The sequence below is a fragment of the Halorubrum wangae genome (assembly GCF_051194135.1).
Classification (GTDB): Archaea; Halobacteriota; Halobacteria; order Halobacteriales; family Haloferacaceae; genus Halorubrum.
The window spans coordinates 329,892-346,736 of the sequence record NZ_JBLZNH010000002.1; the positions used below are offsets into that span (position 1 = coordinate 329,892).

Below are 16,845 nucleotides of genomic sequence, written 5' to 3' on the forward strand. Positions count from 1 at the left end.
ATGGGAATCAACTACAGCGTCGAGGCCGACCCGGAGACCACCGCCAAGGGGATGCTCCGCGACCGGCCCATCAGCGTGAAGGACAGCAAGGAGATCTCCCGGGAGATCAAAGGCGAGACCGTCGCCGACGCCGAGGAGTTCCTCCAGGCCGTCATCGACGAAGAGCGGTCGGTCCCGATGCGCCAGCACAACGCCGGCGCGGGCCACCGGTCCGACATCGACGGCTGGGACGCGGGCCGCTACCCAGCCAAGGCCTCGAAGGACTTCCTCAAGCTCCTGGAGAACGTCAAGAACAACGCGATCGAACAGGGGTTCGATGGCGACGAGATGGTCATCAAACACGTCGCTCCCCACAAGGTCGGCGAACGACCCGGGCGGAACCCGCGAGCTGCGGGCGCCACCCAGTGGAACACCACACTCACCGACGTCGAACTCATCATCGAAGAGCCGGAGGCTGACGAATAATGGCTGACGAACACCAATTCATCGAGGACGGCCTGCGCCGTTCACAGATCAACGAGTTCTTCGCGGACGAACTCGGCCGAGCCGGCTACGGCGGCATGGACGTCGCCAAGACCCCGATGGGCACGCAGATCGTCCTGAAGGCCGAAAAGCCCGGTATGGTGATCGGGAAGGGCGGGAAGAACATCCGCAAGATCACCACCGAACTCGAGGACCGATTCGACATGGACGACCCGCAGATCGACGTTCAGGAGGTCGACGAGCCCGACCTGAACGCACAGATCGTCGCGGACCGTCTTGCGAACGCACTCGAACGCGGCTGGTACTTCCGGAAGGCCGGTCACACGACGATCGACCGGATCATGGACGCCGGCGCCCTCGGCGCCGAGATCGTCCTGAGCGGGAAGGTCACCGGTGCGCGCTCGCGCATTGAGAAGTTCAACCGCGGCTACATCAAGCACAACGGCGAGCCCGCCCAAGAGGTCGTCGACCACGGCCAGGGCGTCGCGGTGATGAAGCTCGGGACGATCGGCGTCAACGTGAAGATCATCCCGCCGGGCGCGAAGCTCCCCGACGACTTCGACATCCGCGAGGATGCCGAGGTCCCGGAGGTCGAGCAGGCCGCCGCTGGCGACGACGAAGGCGTCGAGGCGCTCCTCGAGGAGGAGCCCGAAGACGTGCCGGACGTCGGTGCCGACGACGACGTCGAGGTCCCCGACGAAGACCCCGCGGACCTCATCGACGAGGAGGTCGTCGAAGAGGTCGTCGAGGAGACGGAGGACACGGCCGCGGAGGAGACCGACGTCCCCGCCGAGGAACCGGTCGACGACGCCGACGCGGACGACATCGACGAGCTCGACGAGGAGATCGAATCGGAAGCAGCCGACCTCGTCGCAGAGATGGAAGCCGCAGACGACGAAGAGGAGGACGAGTAAATGGCGATCCTCTACACCGACGAGATCCGCGACATGACGGCGGCCGAGCGACAGGTCGAACTCGAGGAGCTCGAGACCGAGCTGCTCAACTCGAAGGCGCAGCGGGCGGCCGGCGGAATGCCGGAGAGCCCGGGACGCGTCAAGGAGCTCAAAAAGACCATCGCGCGGATCAAGACGATCCAGCAGGAAGAAGGCGACTCCGACGACGAATAACATGATTACCCCCGACACACTCGTACGGCACGAACTCGTCGGCCTCCCGGTTCGGGTGGCCGACGCCGCCAGCGACGCCCACGCGGGCATCGCCGGCCGCGTGCTGTCCGAGACGTTCGGTACCCTCGTGGTCCGAACCACGTCGGGGGACAAACGCGTGCCCAAGTCGGGCGCGACGTTCGAGTTCGCGGTCGTCGATGTCCCAACCGTTCGCACAGATGAAGCCGCCGACGACGGCCAGTCGTCGGGGTCCACGTCCCAACTCGGGTCGGATACTACGGGGGTTCGCCCCCGTCAGTCTGGCCCGTCCGGGTCCACAAGCGTCGTCACCGGTGACGATGCGGGTCCGGCGAGCCTTCGTGGCGAGTGCAAAGACGCGGTCTACGTAACGGTGGATGGCGATCGGTTGCGGTATCGACCCGCCGAACGCACCGAACGAGGTGTCACACAATGGCGATAGGAATCGACGTACCCACGCCTCCGGAGCCAGACAACCCGGAGGATTACGACTACGAGAAGTGCCCGTTTTACGGGCAGCTCTCCGTCCGCGGCCAGACCCGTGAGGGAACGGTCGTGTCGACGGATATGGAAAAGACCGTCATCGTCGAGCGAGAATACGACGTGTTCGTACCGAAATACGATCGGTACATGAAGCGTCGTTCGCGCATCCCGGCTCACGTGCCGGGCGTGCTCGACTCGCTCGAAGTCGGTGACGAAGTAACTATCGCGGAGACGCGACCGCTCTCGAAGACGAAGTCCCACGTCGTCGTCGAGAACCTGTCGGGTGATCAGTGATGGAGGCGCTCAAGGCCGACGTCACGCAGGGGCTCTCGAAGGGCTCGCTCATCACGTGCGCCGACAACACCGGCGCCCGTGAGCTGAAGGTGATTTCCGTGGCCGGATACTCCGGCACGAAGAATCGCCACCCGAAGGCAGGTATCGGCGACAAGGTGACCGTCTCGGTCACCAAGGGCACTCCGGAGATGCGGCGGCAGGTGCTGGAGGCGGTCGTCGTCCGCCAGCGCAAGCCGATCCGCCGCCCGAGCGGCACGCGCGTGAAGTTCGAGGACAACGCGGCCGTCATCATCGACGACCTCGAAGAGCCGCGGGGCACCGAAATCAAAGGTCCCGTCGCTCGCGAGGTCGCCGAACGATTCGGAAGCATCGCCTCGACCGCGACAATGATCGTCTAACCATGACGAAACAGCCACGCAAACAACGTAAACGGTCGGAGACCGCGCCGCTCCACGAGCGGCAGAATCAGGTCCGAGCCACCCTCACGGACGATCTCCGCGAGGAGTACGGACAACGCAACGTCCGTGTCAACGCCGGCGACACCGTCGAGGTGCTTCGCGGCGACGCGGCCGGGACGGAGGCGGACGTCATCGCCGTCGACCTGTCCGCGGAACGGATCACCGTCGAGGACGTCACCGTCGAGAAGGCGGACGGGGAGGAGGTTCCCCGCCCGATTCCGGCGAGTAACGTCCGGGTGACCGATCTGGACCTGGAGGACGAACGCCGGGAGGCGCGGCTCCAGGAGGATAACGAATGACGCGACATCAGAAGCGACTGGCAGTACCGAACTCCTGGCCGGTCGAGCGAAAGACCAACACGTTCACCGTCAAGGCCGGCGCCGGCCCACACGGTGAGGCGGGCGTTCCGCTCGTCGTCCTGCTGCGGGACGTGCTCGGTTACGTCGACTCGACGAAGGAAGCGCGCTACGCGCTGAACAACGACTCAGTCCTCGTCAACGGGGACGCGGTTTCGGACGAACAGCGTCCGATCGGGATGTTCGACATCCTGGCGTTCCCCGAGCGCGGGGAGTTCTTCCGCGTCTTCCCCGACGAGGGCGGTCGGCTCGCGCTGACCTCCGTCGACGAGGAGGCCGCGGGCAGCCGGCTCGGGAAGATCACGAACAAGTCGGTCGTCCCCGGCGGCGCCGTCCAGTTGACGCTCCACGACGGCACGAACGTGCTCGTGGACACGGACGCGCCGTACGACACGAAAGACTCGATCGTCATCGACAACGAGTCCAAGGACGTCGTCGCCCACTTCGAGTACGAAGAGGGCGCGCTCGTCACCGCCGTCGCCGGCCAGCACGCTGGCCGCATCGGCGAGGTCGCCGACATCGACGTGACGCTCGGCTCGGGCTCGAACACCGTGTTCGTCGGCGACGACGACGGGTACGAGACGGTCGAGGAGTACCTCGTCGTCATCGACGAGAACTTCACCGGCGACGACGCCGAGGAGGCGGGTGATTCGGATGAGTGAAGCCGAAAGCGCCGTCCACGCGATGCGCGAGCCGTATCTCGAGAAGGTCGTCGTCCACATGGGTGTCGGACAGGGCGGTGAGCCGCTCGCCGACGCCGAGGAGATCATCGAGGAGATCACGGGCCAGCAGTCGGTCCGGACCACCTCGAAACGCACCATCGCCGAGTTCGGGATCCGCAAGGGCGACCCGATCGGCGTCAAGGTGACGATACGGGGCGAGGACGCGCACGAGTTCCTCGCGACCGCGCTCGACATCGTCGACGTCTCACGGAGTCAGTTCGACGACACGGGCAACCTGAGCTTCGGGGTCGAGGACCACACCGACTTCCCGAGCCAGGAGTACAACCCCAACATCGGCATTTACGGGCTCGACGTGACGACGACGATCGTCCGGCCCGGCTACCGTGTGTCGAAGCGGGACAAGGCAACTGCCACGATCCCCGCGAAACACCGGATGACCGTCGAGGACGCGGCTGCGTTCCTCGAGACTAACTTCGACGTAGAGGTAACGGAATGAGCGAAGCGAACAACGACACGGGCGAACACGCGGCGAAACGCACCGGCAACCGGCACACCTGCCGGCGGTGCGACCGCGAGCAGGGACTTGTCGGCAAGTACGACATCAACCTCTGCCGACAGTGTTTCCGCGAGGTTGCCCGAGACATGGGATTCGAGAAGTACAGCTGATCATGACAGGAAACGATCCATTCACCAACGCGCTCGCCGGCATGGACAACGCCGAGAGCGTTGGCCACCTGTCGTACACGGTTGAGCCCGCCTCCAACATCATCGGCTCCGTCCTCGAGGTCCTCTACGACCGCGGGTACGTCGACGGCTTCGAGTACGTCGACGACGGGAAAGCCGGGAAGTTCGAGGTTGAACTGAAAGGCGCGATCAACGAGTGTGGCGCCGTCAAGCCCCGCTACTCCGCGGGCGCGGACGAGTTCGAGAAATGGGAGAAGCGATACCTCCCGGCCCGTGACTACGGGACGCTCATCGTCACGACGAGCCACGGCGTTATGAGCCACTACGATGCCCGCGAACAGGGCATCGGTGGCCAAGTGATCGCATACGTCTACTAACAATGAACAGAGTCGAAATCGAGATTCCGGACGACGTCTCCGCCGAGACCGACCACCTCGAACTCACCGTCGAGGGTCCCAACGGGAGCGTCACGCGACGCCTCTGGTACCCCGACGTCGAGGTCACGGTCGAGGACGGTGTCGTCGCGATCGCTTCCGAGAACGAGGACGCGAAGACGAATGCCACGGTTGGCACCTTCGAGAGCCACGTCGCCAACATGATCCACGGCGTCACCGAGGGATGGGAGTACACGATGGAAGTGTACTACGCTCACTTCCCGATGCAGGTGACCGTGGAGGGCGACGAGGTCGTCATCGAGAATTTCCTCGGCGAGCGAGCACAGCGACGCACCCCGATCCGCGGGGACACTGACGTACAGATCGACGGCGAAACGGTCACGCTTTCGGGCTCCGATAAGGAGGCCGTCGGGCAGACCGCCGCCGACATCGAACAGCTGACGAAGGTGACCGACAAGGACACGCGCGTCTTCCAGGACGGCGTGTACATCGTCGAGAAGCCCACCGGAGGTGCCTAACCAATGGCCGAAGAACTGGAAGACATCAGCGGCGTCGGTCCCTCGAAGGCGGACGCCCTTCGCGAGGCCGGCTACGAGACGGTCGAGGACGTGAAGGCGGCCTCCCAGTCGGAGCTCTCCGAGATCGGCGGCATCGGCAACGCGCTCGCAGCGCGAATCAAGGCCGACGTCGGCGGGCTGGAGGTCGACGAGGAGGCGGACGCGGAGATCGAAGACGAGACGGACGAGGAGGAAGAGGCCGACGAGGCCGACGCCGACGAGGACGTCGAGACGGAGCTTCGACCCCGCGGTCACGCCGACAAGACGCCGGAACTGGACGACGAGACCGCTCGCGCGCTTGCACAGAAGCACCGCGAGGGGAAACCGCAGTTCAACCGGCAGGACTACCACAAGAAGAAGCGCATCCCGACGTCGTGGCGCAAGCCGCGCGGCGGGCTCTCGAAGCAGCGCCGTCGGATGAAGTCGAAGGGGCCCGTCGTTCAGGCGGGGTTCCGCTCTCCGAAGGCGTCTCGCGACCTGCACCCGAGCGGCTTCGAGGAAGTCCGCGTGCACAACACGGACGACCTCGAGGGCGTCGACGGCGACACGCAGGCGGTGCGGATCGCCTCGAAGGTCGGCGGTCGCAAGCGCGAACTGATCGAAGACGAGGCGGAGGAGCGCGAAATTCGCGTGCTGAACCCGACCTACGTCGAAGTGGAGGTCGATGACGATGAGTGACCTGAAAGCACAGAAGCGTCTCGCAGCGGACGAGCTGGACATCGGCAAGGGCCGCGTCTGGCTCGACCCCGAGGCACAGGAAGAGATCGAGGACGCGATCACGAGAGAAGACGTCCGCGAACTCATCGAACAGGGCACCATCCGCGAGAAGGACGCGAAGACGAATTCCCGCGGTCGAGCCCGCGAGCGCGCCGAAAAGCGCTCGTACGGACACAAGTCCGGCGCCGGTACCCGGAAGGGGAAGGCCGGCGCGCGACAGAACACGAAAGACGACTGGAAGGCGCGGATCCGCGCGCAGCGCGCCCGCCTGAAGGAACTCCGAGACGACGATGACGTGCTCGACGCGACCGAGTACCGCACGCTCTACAACAAGGCGAGCGGTGGCGAGTTCGAGGACGTCGCGCGGCTGGAGGCGTACATCCAGACGCAGTACGGCTACGAGGTGACGGACTAATGGCGACAGGACCACGATACAAGGTGCCGATGCGGCGCCGCCGCGAGGTCCGGACTGATTACCACCAGAGGTTGCGCCTGCTGAAATCGGGCAAGCCTCGCCTGGTCGCCCGGGTGAGCAATGCTCACGTCAGGGCGCAGCTGGTAACCCCCGGACCTGACGGTGACGAGACCCACGCGGCCGCCTCCAGCGAGGACCTCGCTGAGTACGGCTGGGACGCCCCCACGGGCAACCTTCCCAGCGCGTACCTCACGGGATACCTCGCGGGCGCTCGCGCCGTCGACGCCGGCCTCGACGAGGCCGTCCTCGACATCGGGCTCAACACGGCGACGCCCGGCAACAAGACGTTCGCAGTACAGGAAGGAGCGATCGACGCCGGCCTCGAAATCCCGCACAACGACAGCGTGCTGGCCGACTGGTCGCGTACGCGAGGCGAGCACATCGCCGCGTACGACGAGCAGCTCGACGAGCCGCTGTACAGCGGCGAGTTCGACGCGGCCGACTTACCCGAGCACTTCGACGACGTGCTCGCGACAATCCAGGAGGACCATGAGTAGATACAACGACGGCTGGGAACCGCGGACGCGACTCGGCCGCAAGGTACAGAACGGCGACATCTCGTCGATGGAACAGGCGCTCGACTCCGGCCTCCCGCTGAAGGAGGCGGAGATCGTCGACCAGCTCCTCCCGGGGCTGGAAGACGAGGTGCTGGACATCAACATGGTCCAGCGCATGACCGACTCCGGACGCCGCGTGAAGTTCCGCTGCGTGGTCGCCGTGGGTAACCGCGACGGCTACCTCGGCTACGCGCAGGCCCGGGACGACCAGGTCGGCGGCGCCATCGAGAAGGCGATCGACGTCGCGAAGCTGAACATCATCAAGGTGGACCGTGGCTCCGGCTCCTGGGAGGACCAGCCCGGCGGCACGAACTCACTGACCCGGACGGCCAACGGCAAGGCCGGCTCCGTCACCGTCGAGATCAAGCCCGCCCCGCAGGGGCTGGGCCTCGCGGCCGCGGAGACGGTCCGGAACATCCTGGAGCTCGCCGGCGTCGAGGACGCCTGGACGAACTCCGACGGCAACACCCGCACGACGGTGAACCTCGCGAAGGCGACGTTTAACGCGCTGGAGAACGCGGCGCAGTCCCGCACTCCGCAGCACGCCCGCGAAGTCCACTACGACGAGGTGAGCGAGTGATGCAAGCGATCGTACAGCTCCGCGGCGACGTCAACCTCGAGTACGGCGTCGAAGACACGCTCGACATGCTGAACATCGGGCGCGTCAACCACGCGACGTTCGTCCCCGAGACGGACTCGTACCACGGCATGATCACCAAGGTGAACGACGTCGTCGCGTTCGGGGAACCGAGCGTCGACGCCGTCGCGTCCACCATCGCTCGTCGCGGCGAGCCCCTCGAGGGGTCCGCCGACATTGACGACGAGTGGATCGACGACAACACCGACTACACTGACCTGGAGGCGCTGGCGGAGGCGCTCGTCGCCGAGGAGACGACGCTGCGAGAGCAGGGTCTCTCCCCGACGCTGCGACTCCACGCCCCCCGCGGCGGTCACGAGGGCATCAAACACCCCGTGATCGAGGGCGGCGAGCTCGGCACCCACACGACCGAGGAGATCGATAGTCTCCTGGAGGCGATGCGATGACGAGCAAGAAACGTCGACAGCGCGGATCTCGAACGCACGGCGGCGGAACGCACAAGAACCGGCGCGGCGCCGGACACCGCGGCGGCCGCGGCGCGGCCGGTCGCTCGAAACACGAGTTCCACAACTACGGACCGCTCGGTAAGTACGGCTTCAAGCGCCCCGAGGACGCACAGACGGATGTCCTCGAGGTCAAGGTCCAGAAGCTCGACGAGGACGCGGCGCTGTACGCCGCGGAGGACCTCGCTGAGGAGGACGGTGACGCCTACGTGGTCGACGCGCGCGACGTCGTCGACGACGGCTACGACGCCGACGTCGTGAAGGTGCTCGGCGGCGGACAGGTCCGCCGCGAGCTCCACGTCACGGCCGACGCGTTCACCGCCGGTGCGGTCGAACTGATCGAGGAGGCCGGCGGCGAGGCGACGCTCTCTGAGCGCGCCGAAGAGGCCGCTGCCGAATCAGAAAACACTTCAGACGACGAGACTGACGAGGCGTAATCATGAGCTGGAAGGAGGCCGCCGAACCGGTACTCTCGCGGATGCCCGTTGTGGAGCGACCGGCGGGTCACGTCCCGTTCAGACGGAAGCTCACGTGGACGGCCGGTATTCTGGTCGTCTACTTCTTCCTGACCAACATCAACCCGTTCGGGTTGGCCGTCGGTCAGGGGTCCGACTTCTTCGGGCAGTTCCGGTCGGTGCTCGCCGGCTCGTCCGGTTCGCTGTTGCAGGTCGGTATCGGACCGATCGTCACGGCGTCCATCGTCCTCCAGCTGTTGGGCGGTGCGAACCTGCTCGGCCTCGATACTGAAAACGACCCGCGTGACCAGGTCCTCTATCAGGGCCTCCAGAAGCTGCTGGTGGTCATTGTGACGGCACTGACGGCGGCGCCAATGGTGTTCACCGGCGCGTTCCTGCCCGCGGATCCGGCCGTCGGACAGGCGCTCGGTATCGGGACGTTCGGCGTGAAAGCGCTGATATTCGTGCAGATCTTCATCGGCGGCGTCCTCCTTCTGTTCATGGACGAGATCGTGAGCAAGTGGGGCGTCGGCTCCGGCGTCGGCCTGTTCATCATCGCGGCGGTGAGCCAGCAGATCGTCGGCGGCTTCTTCAGCTTCTCCGCACTCGGTGCCCGCGGCTTCTTCGCCAACTGGTACTCGATCGCGACCGGCGGCACCCAGCTCGGGTCGCCGTTCACCTCTGCTGGGCTGGAGTCGCTGCTGTTCGCGCCGGGGAACATCCTCGCGCTGTTCACGACGGTGTTCATCTTCGGAATCGTCGTGTACGCGGAGTCGGTCCGCGTCGAGATTCCGCTCTCACACGCGCGAGTGAAGGGCGCTCGCGGGCGCTTCCCGGTGAAGCTCATCTACGCGTCCGTCCTCCCGATGATTCTCGTTCGCGCGCTGCAGGCGAACGTCCAGTTCGTCGGGCAGCTCCTCTCCTCGCAGTGGGCGGGGATGCCGACGTGGCTCGGCGTGTACGGCGAACAGGGACAGCCCACTTCCGGGCTGTTCTACTATCTGAACCCCATCCAGCAGCCGGAACAGTGGATGTGGTTCCGCGGTGCCGCGACCGGTGAACCGTGGATGATCGCGATCCGGCTCGCGATCGACCTCACGTTCATGATCGTCGGCGGCGCGATCTTCGCCATCTTCTGGGTCGAGACGACCGGGATGGGTCCGGAGGCGACCGCGAAGCAGATCCAGAACTCCGGCATGCAGATTCCCGGGTTCCGCCGCAACCCGCAGGTGGTCGAGAAGGTGATGGAGCGGTACATCCCGCAGGTCACCGTCATCGGCGGTGCGCTCGTCGGGTTCCTCGCCGTGATGGCGAATCTGCTCGGTACCATCGGTTCGGTCTCCGGGACCGGGCTGCTGCTCGCGGTCTCTATCACGTACAAGCTGTACGAGGAGATCGCCGAGGAGCAACTGATGGAGATGCATCCGATGATGCGCCAGATGTTCGGCAACGAGTAACGAACATCTACACGCCTTTCAATTCTTTTTCGACACTGAGCGACTGCTTCGTCCTCAATTGGCTCCCGTCTGAGGGTGGTCACCGACGATCAGACGGACTCGATCAAACATCGTCGAACAGACAGACGCGGACGCACACCGGCTAGATTGCTCCATCAGCCTCCGTGTTGAACCCGACACTCAGAACCCTCGTTCTGGAAGCGAGTTACCGAGACAACCAGAACGGATTTGGATGCCGATAGTCCCGGCGATATCTTCGAGGAACGTTCGTCTGGATGAAGTCAGTCACCCGGACGATGCTCACTCCTCGCCGAGCTTGGTGCGTCGTTCTTCGTACTCTTCCTCGTCGATGTCACCTCGGGCGTAGGCCAAACGGAGTTCTTCGAGCGCTGGGTCGGTTGAAACTCCGTCGGATCCGACGATCCAACGGTAGGCGAGATACCCACCACCGACGAGGATGATAAGCCAGGTGAGCATCATCCCAAGACCCCAGAGCGCTGAGCCTCCATAGCCGACGTAGTCGCCCATCATCCCGCCACCCCACATACCCATCATTGGGAAGGCGAGTGCCATCATGAACATCGGGGCGAGCACGAGGATGGCGAGCACGACGAGTACGATGCGAAGTATCCCGTCATCTGTGATTTGAGACGACATTATCGTAACTGTGCCTTCGGCGTCAGGAAGGATAAATCAACGACCTGATTCTCGAATGCCTGCTCGCCGAGCTCGGTATCGACCGATCTCCGGATCTCGAATCATTTGCGGACGAGACGAGGGCGAACGCCCAGACCGTCATCTATCTCGTACAGGTCGTGGAAATCGCGGCCGCGTTCGCCCTCTCGGTGGACAAGCCATATCATCTCCCAACGGGTAGCGATAGCTATGGCAGACACCGCGATCCGATCGCAATTGCGGGTCCACGCGACCCCCTCCGAGCGTCGCGCGCTCTCACCGATCCGGCGGCGACGAGGTCGACCGTGAGCCACCATCTCGACGACATCGACAGACAGATTGATGTCGGACGCGCGGAACACGTCCGCGCCGATGATCGCGGAGGATATGAACGTCTCGGCGGGGACCGTTCGGAATCGGATCGAACGCCTCGAGGAGGCGGGCGTCATCCGCGGCTACACGGCTATCGTCGACTTCGAGCAGGCTGGTGGCCGACTCACCTCGGTGTTCATGTGTACCGTTCCCGCCGACGAGCGCGAGCGCTTGGCGCTCGCGGCTCGATCCATCCCCGGCGTGATTAATGTCCGCGTGCTGATGGCGGGTCGACGGGACCTCCAGGTGGTCGCGGTCGGCGAAGAGACGAGCGACCTCCGCGAAATCGCCCGCGCGCTCTCGGGGCTCGACATCCGCATCGAAAACGAGGAACTGCTCCAGACCGAACTCCACACCCCCTATTCGCGGTTCCTTCCCGACGACTCCAAGCGATCGGTGGTCACCGACACCGTCACGCTCGCGGACGGGAGCGCCGTGATCGAGGTGTGTGTCACCGACGACGCCCCGATCGTGGGTCACTCGCCCGCCGAAGCGCAGACCGACGAAATCCTGTCGAGCGACGCCATCGTCACGTCGATCGAGCGCGACGGGTCGATCATCCATCCCGTCGATGACACGACGATCCGGCCGGACGACGTGGTGACCGTGCTCCCGAAGGAGTCGTCCGGAGACGAAATCATCGGCGCGTTCCTCGCCGACGGAGACGAGACGCCGCCGCCGATGTCGTGAGTCTCTTCATTTCTTGAGTCCCTCCGTTTCGTGAGTCCCTCCGTTTCGTTAGTCTCCCCGTTTATTGTTCTGGGCGCGAAACGGCGAGTCATGGTAGACACGATCCTCGTTCCGCTCGAGCTTCCCGACCCCGAGCCCCTGTCGCCAGTGCTGATCGAGGACCTCGCTTCCCTCTCGGTCGTGATCCTCGGCCATTACGGCCTCCCCGAACAGACGCCGGCGAGTGCCGCACGCGACCAGTTCGGTGAGGATGCACAGGCGACGCTCGACGACGTCGCGGCCGCGTTCGAGGACGCCGGCGCGTCCGTCCGAACGCGGCTGGTGTTCGGCAAGAACCGCGCGGCGGCCATCCAGCAGGTCGCGGTCGAGGAGGACTGCGCCGCCGAACTCGACCCCGCACCGACCGAGGGGATCAGCCGGATCCTCGTCCCGCTTCCGGACGTCGCCGAGTTCGATCATCTCCCGAGGTTCATCCGAGTTCTGAGCGAGGACTCGACGAAGCGGATTACCCTGTTCCACGTCGTCGAGGGAGGGGAATCTCGCGAGCAGGGCGAGAAGGTGGTCACCGAGACTCGCAAACGACTGATCGAAGACGGATTCGACGCCGAGGCCGTCGACACGCTGGTGGTCGAAGGCGATGAACACGACGAGGAGATTCTTCGGGTTGCGGCCGAGTACGACGCGGTCGTGATGTACGAACCGGAGTCTCGCCTCGGCGACCGCATCTTCGGAACGCTCGCAGACAGGATCTCCGACGAGACCGCCGACCCGGTGATCGTCGTCAACCGCGATTACTGACGTCTCTCGACCTTTCAGGCACCAAACGGCTGTGAAACGAACCGTCGTTCGGAGCGTCGCGTTATCGCACTCTTTCGTTCGGCGCGGCTCGTCACTTCGGCTCCGTCGAGGCGATTCCGTCGTCATCCTCGCCGCGGCGGGTCCGAATGATCGTCCCGAGAGCCCCGGTCCGATCAGTCCTGGGCCGTCCGTACACGACGTACACCAGCGCGCTTCCGGCGATAATCGCCATGGCGCCGAGGATTGGGACAGTCCCCATCTGCGTGAGCAGGGCGATACCGGCGACGAATCCGAACACCTGGACGTACGGATACCCGGGCGCCGTGAACTCCGGTTCGTACGAGGGCACGTCGGCCACGCGGAAGGCGACCAGCGCCATGTTCTCGAACGAGAAGACCAGGATCTGGAACGCGCTCGCCAGTTTGGCCAACTCGATCACCGGCACGAACGCGATCAGAAACAGCAGCACGACGCCGGTGAGCAACACGGAGTTCCGCGGGGTCTTGAACCGCTTGTCGATTGTCCGGAGTGCGGGCGGGAGGAGGTCGTCGCGGCTCATCGCGAGCGGGAAGCGCGAGGACGACAACACGCCTGCGTTGGCCATACTTGTGAGCGCGACGACCGCGACCACGGAGATGAACACCACGCCGGCCCCGCCGAGGAGCGCTCCCGCGCCGTCGGCCATCGGGGTGAGCGAGGCGGTTCCCCCCGGGCCACCCGTCTTCAGCACGTCTGGATCGCTCAGTCCGATGATCGCGCCGACCACCGCGATGTACAGGACGGTCATGATCCCCATTGACCCGAGCATCGCGCGCGGGAGGTTTTTTCCGGGGTTCTTCACCTCCTCGGCGACGCTCGCGATCTTCGTGACGCCTGCGTAGGAGACGAAGACGAAGGCGGCGGCCGTGACGACGCCGACGTTCCCCTGCGTCCTGAAGGGAGTGTACCGAGCGGTGTCGGTGACGAATCCGGCGTTGACGACGTACGCGAGCAACCCCGCGACGACCAGCGTGACGACGATCGCCTGGATCTGGCCGCTCATCTTCGTCCCGGAGACGTTCAGCGCGACGACGAACACCGCGAGTGCGAGGGCGACGTACACCACGGCGGCCTGTGAGAGTGGCGCGAACAACAGCAGATACGCCCCGAGTCCGACGAGCGCGAACGAGCTTTTGAACACCAGCGAGAACCACGCACCGATCCCCGCTATCGTCCCGAACAGCGGCCCGAGCGCCCGATCGATGTAGAGATACGTCCCCCCGGACTCCGGCATCGCGGTCGCCATCTCGGCCTTCGACAGCGCGGCCGGCAACACGACGACCGCGGCCAGCACGTAGGCGAGGATCACCGCGGGCCCGGCCTTCTTATACCCCAGCGCCGGCAGCACGAAGATCCCGCTGCCGATCATTGCGCCCATGCTGATCATCATCGTCGGGTACAACCCGAGACTCCGATCTAAGTCGTGCTGGCCCATGCGTCTACGCCTTAGTAACGGATCTCGTGGTTTATGTCCTTCGCAATACTGAAATAGGAGGGACAAAACTGCGGATTCAACAAGCAAAAACACACAGACCGACCGCCTCTCTGGTCGGTCGGAACCACGAGTCGTTTCGTCAGTCCTTGTCTTCGTCGTCCGACTTTTCAGCGGTCTTCTTGACCGTCTCTTCGACGGTCTTCTCGACCTTCTCCTCGACCTTCTTGTCGACCGCCTCCTCGACTTTCTCGTCGACGGTCTTTTCGACGGTTTCTTCGACCTTTTCGCCGACGGTCTTCTCGAGAGTTTCGCCGACAGTCTTCTCGACGGTTTCGCCGACAGTCTTCTCGACGGTTTCGCCGACAGTCTTCTCGACGGTTTCGCCGACCGTCTCCTCGACGGTTTCGCCGACGGTCTTCTCGACGGTTTCGCCAACTGTCTCTTCGACCTTTTCGCCGACCGTCTCTTCGACCTTTTCGCCAACTGTCTCTTCGACCTTTTCGCCAACTGTCTCTTCGACCTTTTCGCCGACCGTCTCCTCGACGGTTTCGCCGACGGTTTTCTCGACGGTTTCGCCGACCGTCTCTTCGACCTTCCCCGTCACCTCTTCGCTGACGGTGTCACTGACGTCGTCAGCGACCTCGCTGACCTCCTTGTTCACCGTTTCGCCGACGGTCTTCTCAACTTCTTTGCTGACGGTGTCGCCGACGGTCTTCTCGACTTCTTTGCTGACGGTGTCGCCGACGCTTTTCTCGACTTCTTTGCTGACGGTGTCGCCGACGCTTTTCTCGACCTCCTTACTGACGGTTTCGCCGACGGTCTTCTCAACCTCCTTGTTGACGGTGTCGCCGACACTCTTCTCGACCTCTTTCCCGACCTGATCGGCGACCTCTCGGGTCATCCAGTCCGGGTCGAACCGGGCCATCTTCCAGACGACGTGGACCACGTACGAGGCGAACACCCCGATCCCGAACGCGACGCCGATGTTGTTGACGTTCAGCGTCGCGATGAGGACTATCGAGAGGATGATGAGTGCGCCGTACGCAAGGTCGGTGAGCGCGTCGACGCGAGCCGGACTTACCATCCCCGATCCGCCTCCGCGGTCGTATCGCCTTCGCGCGTCGTTTCAGCGGTCCGCGGGCGGGATCGACCGACGGATTCCCGATTGAGCGTAGCGTGCATTGGTATGTCTCTCTATCCGCCGTGACGGGCTAAAAGCCCCGCTTCGCGGCCACGCCACTCTCGAAGCGCGAACGTCCGCGAATCACCCACGGAGCGCGGTCCTTTTGTGCCGGATGACCGAAGCCGAGGCATGGACATCGACGAGGGCGGGGTCACCGTCTCCGTCCCCGAGGCCCGCGACGGGGCCAGCGAGGGCACCGGCGGCGGAGTTTTCTTCAACCCGACCCAGGAACTGAACCGCGACGTCACCGTCGCGGTGCTTCGCGCGTACCGCGACCGAGAGCCGCGCGTCGCGTCGTACCTCGACGCAATGGCGGCGTCGGGGATTCGAGGGGTCCGTGCGGCCGCCGAAGAGTACGACGTCACCTGCGCCGACGTCGACCCGGACGCCGTCGACCTCGCGGCCGAGAACCTCGCGGCCAACGGCCTCGACGGCGCGACGGTCCATCGCGACGTCAACGCGCTGCTGTACGAGAACGTCTTCGACGTGGTCGATCTGGACCCGTACGGGACGCCGATACCCTTCGCCGACGCCGCGCTCGCGAACGCGCGTAACCTCGTCTGCGTCACGGCGACCGACACCGCCCCGCTGTGCGGCGCGCACCTCAACAGCGGCATCCGGAAGTACGGCGCCGTCCCTCGCAACACCGACTACCACCCGGAGATGGGGCTCCGAACGCTGATCTCGGCGCTGGTCCGGACCGCGGCCCGCTACGATAAGGCGGCCAGACCGATCGTGTCGCACGTCTCGCGCCACTACGCGCGGACCTACCTCGAACTGGAGTCGGGCGCGCAGGCGGCCGACGCCTGCATCGACGAACTGGGATACGTCGACAACTGCGAGGACTGCCTCTGGCGCGAGCCGACACGTGGTCTGATCGCCGACCCGGTCGATCGCTGTCCGGTCTGCGGGAGCGACCGCGTGCTCACGGCCGGGCCGCTGTGGCTGGGGTCGACCGCCGACGCCGACTTCGCTCGCGCGGTCCGCCGCCGGGTCACAGACGACATGGGAGAGGCGAAGCGTGCACGGAAACTGCTGGGGACCGTCGCTCGCGAGATCGACACGCCCACGCACTACGATCAACACCGGCTGTACAAGGAGTGGAGCGAACCCGCCATCGGTATGGACGAGTTCGTCGACAGGTTGCGTGCGGCCGGCTACGACGCCAGCCGCGCACACTACCGCGGCACCGCGGTCAAGACCACCGCCTCGATCCCGGAGATGCGGAGCGTGGTTCTGGACGACGCGAGTGACGTGCCCGACTCGAACGATTCGGACGACACGGATGACACGGCGGACGCGAACGACGCAGACGGTGGCGGCGGCGGCGCGAACTGACCCACTCCCGTTTTT

24 protein-coding genes and 1 pseudogene are annotated in these 16,845 nt (G+C 64.9%); 22 read left to right on the top strand and 3 right to left on the bottom strand.

All coding sequences use genetic code 11. The annotated features are described in order from the left end of the window. From ACNS84_RS06835 to secY, 19 genes are read left to right on the top strand one after another with little or no spacing between them, the layout of a single operon-like run. Positions 1-465, top strand: coding sequence for a 50S ribosomal protein L22 (locus ACNS84_RS06835; RefSeq protein ID WP_435074101.1), 465 nt, complete (start codon positions 1-3; stop codon positions 463-465). Continuing rightward, the gene (locus tag ACNS84_RS06840) at positions 465-1,397 is read left to right on the top strand and encodes a 30S ribosomal protein S3 (RefSeq protein WP_435074102.1); all 933 of its coding nucleotides are present in this window, start codon (positions 465-467) and stop codon (positions 1,395-1,397) included. Before ACNS84_RS06835 ends, ACNS84_RS06840 begins: the two co-directional genes overlap by 1 nt. Next, positions 1,398-1,610: a 50S ribosomal protein L29 gene (rpmC, locus tag ACNS84_RS06845; RefSeq protein ID WP_435074103.1), complete on the top strand. Its 213-nt coding sequence runs from the start codon at positions 1,398-1,400 to the stop codon at positions 1,608-1,610. A 1-nt stretch (position 1,611) separates the two neighbouring features. Continuing rightward, complete coding sequence (locus tag ACNS84_RS06850) at positions 1,612-2,070, top strand: ribonuclease P protein component 1 (RefSeq protein WP_435074104.1); 459 nt, start codon at positions 1,612-1,614, stop codon at positions 2,068-2,070. Beyond that, positions 2,061-2,405, top strand: a complete 345-nt coding sequence (locus tag ACNS84_RS06855) for a 30S ribosomal protein S17 (RefSeq protein ID WP_123113267.1) — start codon at positions 2,061-2,063, stop codon at positions 2,403-2,405. The genes ACNS84_RS06850 and ACNS84_RS06855 overlap by 10 nt, the downstream gene beginning before the upstream one ends. Next, a complete protein-coding gene (locus ACNS84_RS06860; protein WP_094521931.1) occupies positions 2,405-2,803 on the top strand; it encodes a 50S ribosomal protein L14 in 399 nt (132 codons plus the stop codon). Before ACNS84_RS06855 ends, ACNS84_RS06860 begins: the two co-directional genes overlap by 1 nt. A 2-nt stretch (positions 2,804-2,805) precedes the next feature. Next, positions 2,806-3,162 (top strand): 50S ribosomal protein L24, encoded by a 357-nt coding sequence (rplX, locus tag ACNS84_RS06865; protein WP_435074105.1) that lies wholly within the window; start codon positions 2,806-2,808, stop codon positions 3,160-3,162. Further along, positions 3,159-3,881, top strand: coding sequence for a 30S ribosomal protein S4e (locus tag ACNS84_RS06870; RefSeq protein WP_435074106.1), 723 nt, complete (start codon positions 3,159-3,161; stop codon positions 3,879-3,881). The genes rplX and ACNS84_RS06870 overlap by 4 nt, the downstream gene beginning before the upstream one ends. Continuing rightward, positions 3,874-4,398, top strand: a complete 525-nt coding sequence (locus ACNS84_RS06875) for a 50S ribosomal protein L5 (protein ID WP_435074107.1) — start codon at positions 3,874-3,876, stop codon at positions 4,396-4,398. Before ACNS84_RS06870 ends, ACNS84_RS06875 begins: the two co-directional genes overlap by 8 nt. After that, positions 4,395-4,568, top strand: coding sequence for a 30S ribosomal protein S14 (locus ACNS84_RS06880; protein WP_435074108.1), 174 nt, complete (start codon positions 4,395-4,397; stop codon positions 4,566-4,568). The genes ACNS84_RS06875 and ACNS84_RS06880 overlap by 4 nt, the downstream gene beginning before the upstream one ends. Before the next feature lie 2 nt (positions 4,569-4,570). Beyond that, positions 4,571-4,963: a 30S ribosomal protein S8 gene (locus ACNS84_RS06885; protein WP_435074109.1), complete on the top strand. Its 393-nt coding sequence runs from the start codon at positions 4,571-4,573 to the stop codon at positions 4,961-4,963. A 2-nt stretch (positions 4,964-4,965) separates the two neighbouring features. Continuing rightward, on the top strand, positions 4,966-5,499 hold the full coding sequence (locus ACNS84_RS06890; RefSeq protein ID WP_095636852.1) for a 50S ribosomal protein L6: 534 nt from the start codon (positions 4,966-4,968) through the stop codon (positions 5,497-5,499). A 3-nt stretch (positions 5,500-5,502) separates the two neighbouring features. Continuing rightward, positions 5,503-6,216: a 50S ribosomal protein L32e gene (locus ACNS84_RS06895; RefSeq protein WP_435074110.1), complete on the top strand. Its 714-nt coding sequence runs from the start codon at positions 5,503-5,505 to the stop codon at positions 6,214-6,216. Further along, positions 6,209-6,670 carry a 50S ribosomal protein L19e gene (locus ACNS84_RS06900; RefSeq protein ID WP_435074111.1) on the top strand — a complete coding sequence of 154 codons (462 nt, stop codon included), beginning with the start codon at positions 6,209-6,211 and terminating at the stop codon, positions 6,668-6,670. The genes ACNS84_RS06895 and ACNS84_RS06900 overlap by 8 nt, the downstream gene beginning before the upstream one ends. Next, positions 6,670-7,227, top strand: coding sequence for a 50S ribosomal protein L18 (locus tag ACNS84_RS06905; protein WP_435074112.1), 558 nt, complete (start codon positions 6,670-6,672; stop codon positions 7,225-7,227). The genes ACNS84_RS06900 and ACNS84_RS06905 overlap by 1 nt, the downstream gene beginning before the upstream one ends. Continuing rightward, positions 7,220-7,867, top strand: coding sequence for a 30S ribosomal protein S5 (locus tag ACNS84_RS06910; protein WP_435074113.1), 648 nt, complete (start codon positions 7,220-7,222; stop codon positions 7,865-7,867). The genes ACNS84_RS06905 and ACNS84_RS06910 overlap by 8 nt, the downstream gene beginning before the upstream one ends. Then, positions 7,867-8,331 carry a 50S ribosomal protein L30 gene (locus ACNS84_RS06915; RefSeq protein WP_435074114.1) on the top strand — a complete coding sequence of 155 codons (465 nt, stop codon included), beginning with the start codon at positions 7,867-7,869 and terminating at the stop codon, positions 8,329-8,331. The genes ACNS84_RS06910 and ACNS84_RS06915 overlap by 1 nt, the downstream gene beginning before the upstream one ends. Next, positions 8,328-8,825: an uL15m family ribosomal protein gene (locus tag ACNS84_RS06920; RefSeq protein ID WP_435074115.1), complete on the top strand. Its 498-nt coding sequence runs from the start codon at positions 8,328-8,330 to the stop codon at positions 8,823-8,825. Before ACNS84_RS06915 ends, ACNS84_RS06920 begins: the two co-directional genes overlap by 4 nt. 2 nt (positions 8,826-8,827) lie before the next feature. After that, entirely contained in the window at positions 8,828-10,300 is a 1,473-nt protein-coding gene (gene secY, locus ACNS84_RS06925) for a preprotein translocase subunit SecY (protein WP_435074116.1), read from the top strand. Between the two features lie 300 nt (positions 10,301-10,600). Here the strand turns inward: secY and ACNS84_RS06930 are convergent, their stop codons facing one another. Continuing rightward, positions 10,601-10,957, bottom strand: a complete 357-nt coding sequence (locus ACNS84_RS06930; RefSeq protein ID WP_435074117.1) for an SHOCT domain-containing protein — start codon at positions 10,955-10,957, stop codon at positions 10,601-10,603. Positions 10,958-11,347: 390 nt separating this feature from the next. Here ACNS84_RS06930 and ACNS84_RS06935 point away from each other — a divergent pair, with 390 nt between their 5' ends. Together ACNS84_RS06935 and ACNS84_RS06940 are read left to right on the top strand one after the other, a co-directional pair. After that, positions 11,348-12,037, top strand: coding sequence for an Lrp/AsnC family transcriptional regulator (locus tag ACNS84_RS06935; protein WP_435074118.1), 690 nt, complete (start codon positions 11,348-11,350; stop codon positions 12,035-12,037). 90 nt (positions 12,038-12,127) lie between these two features. Next, a complete protein-coding gene (locus ACNS84_RS06940; RefSeq protein WP_435074119.1) occupies positions 12,128-12,835 on the top strand; it encodes a universal stress protein in 708 nt (235 codons plus the stop codon). A gap of 91 nt (positions 12,836-12,926) precedes the next feature. Here the strand turns inward: ACNS84_RS06940 and ACNS84_RS06945 are convergent, their stop codons facing one another. Together ACNS84_RS06945 and ACNS84_RS06950 are read right to left on the bottom strand one after the other, a co-directional pair. Continuing rightward, positions 12,927-14,309, bottom strand: coding sequence for an APC family permease (locus ACNS84_RS06945; RefSeq protein WP_435074120.1), 1,383 nt, complete (start codon positions 14,307-14,309; stop codon positions 12,927-12,929). Between the two features lie 139 nt (positions 14,310-14,448). Then, positions 14,449-15,393 carry a hypothetical protein gene (locus tag ACNS84_RS06950; RefSeq protein ID WP_435074121.1) on the bottom strand — a complete coding sequence of 315 codons (945 nt, stop codon included), beginning with the start codon at positions 15,391-15,393 and terminating at the stop codon, positions 14,449-14,451. 228 nt (positions 15,394-15,621) lie between these two features. Between ACNS84_RS06950 and ACNS84_RS06955 the strand changes: the two are divergent. Further along, positions 15,622-16,746, top strand: a pseudogene (locus ACNS84_RS06955) (tRNA (guanine(26)-N(2))-dimethyltransferase); the annotation flags it as partial. Positions 16,747-16,845: the final 99 nt, after the last annotated feature.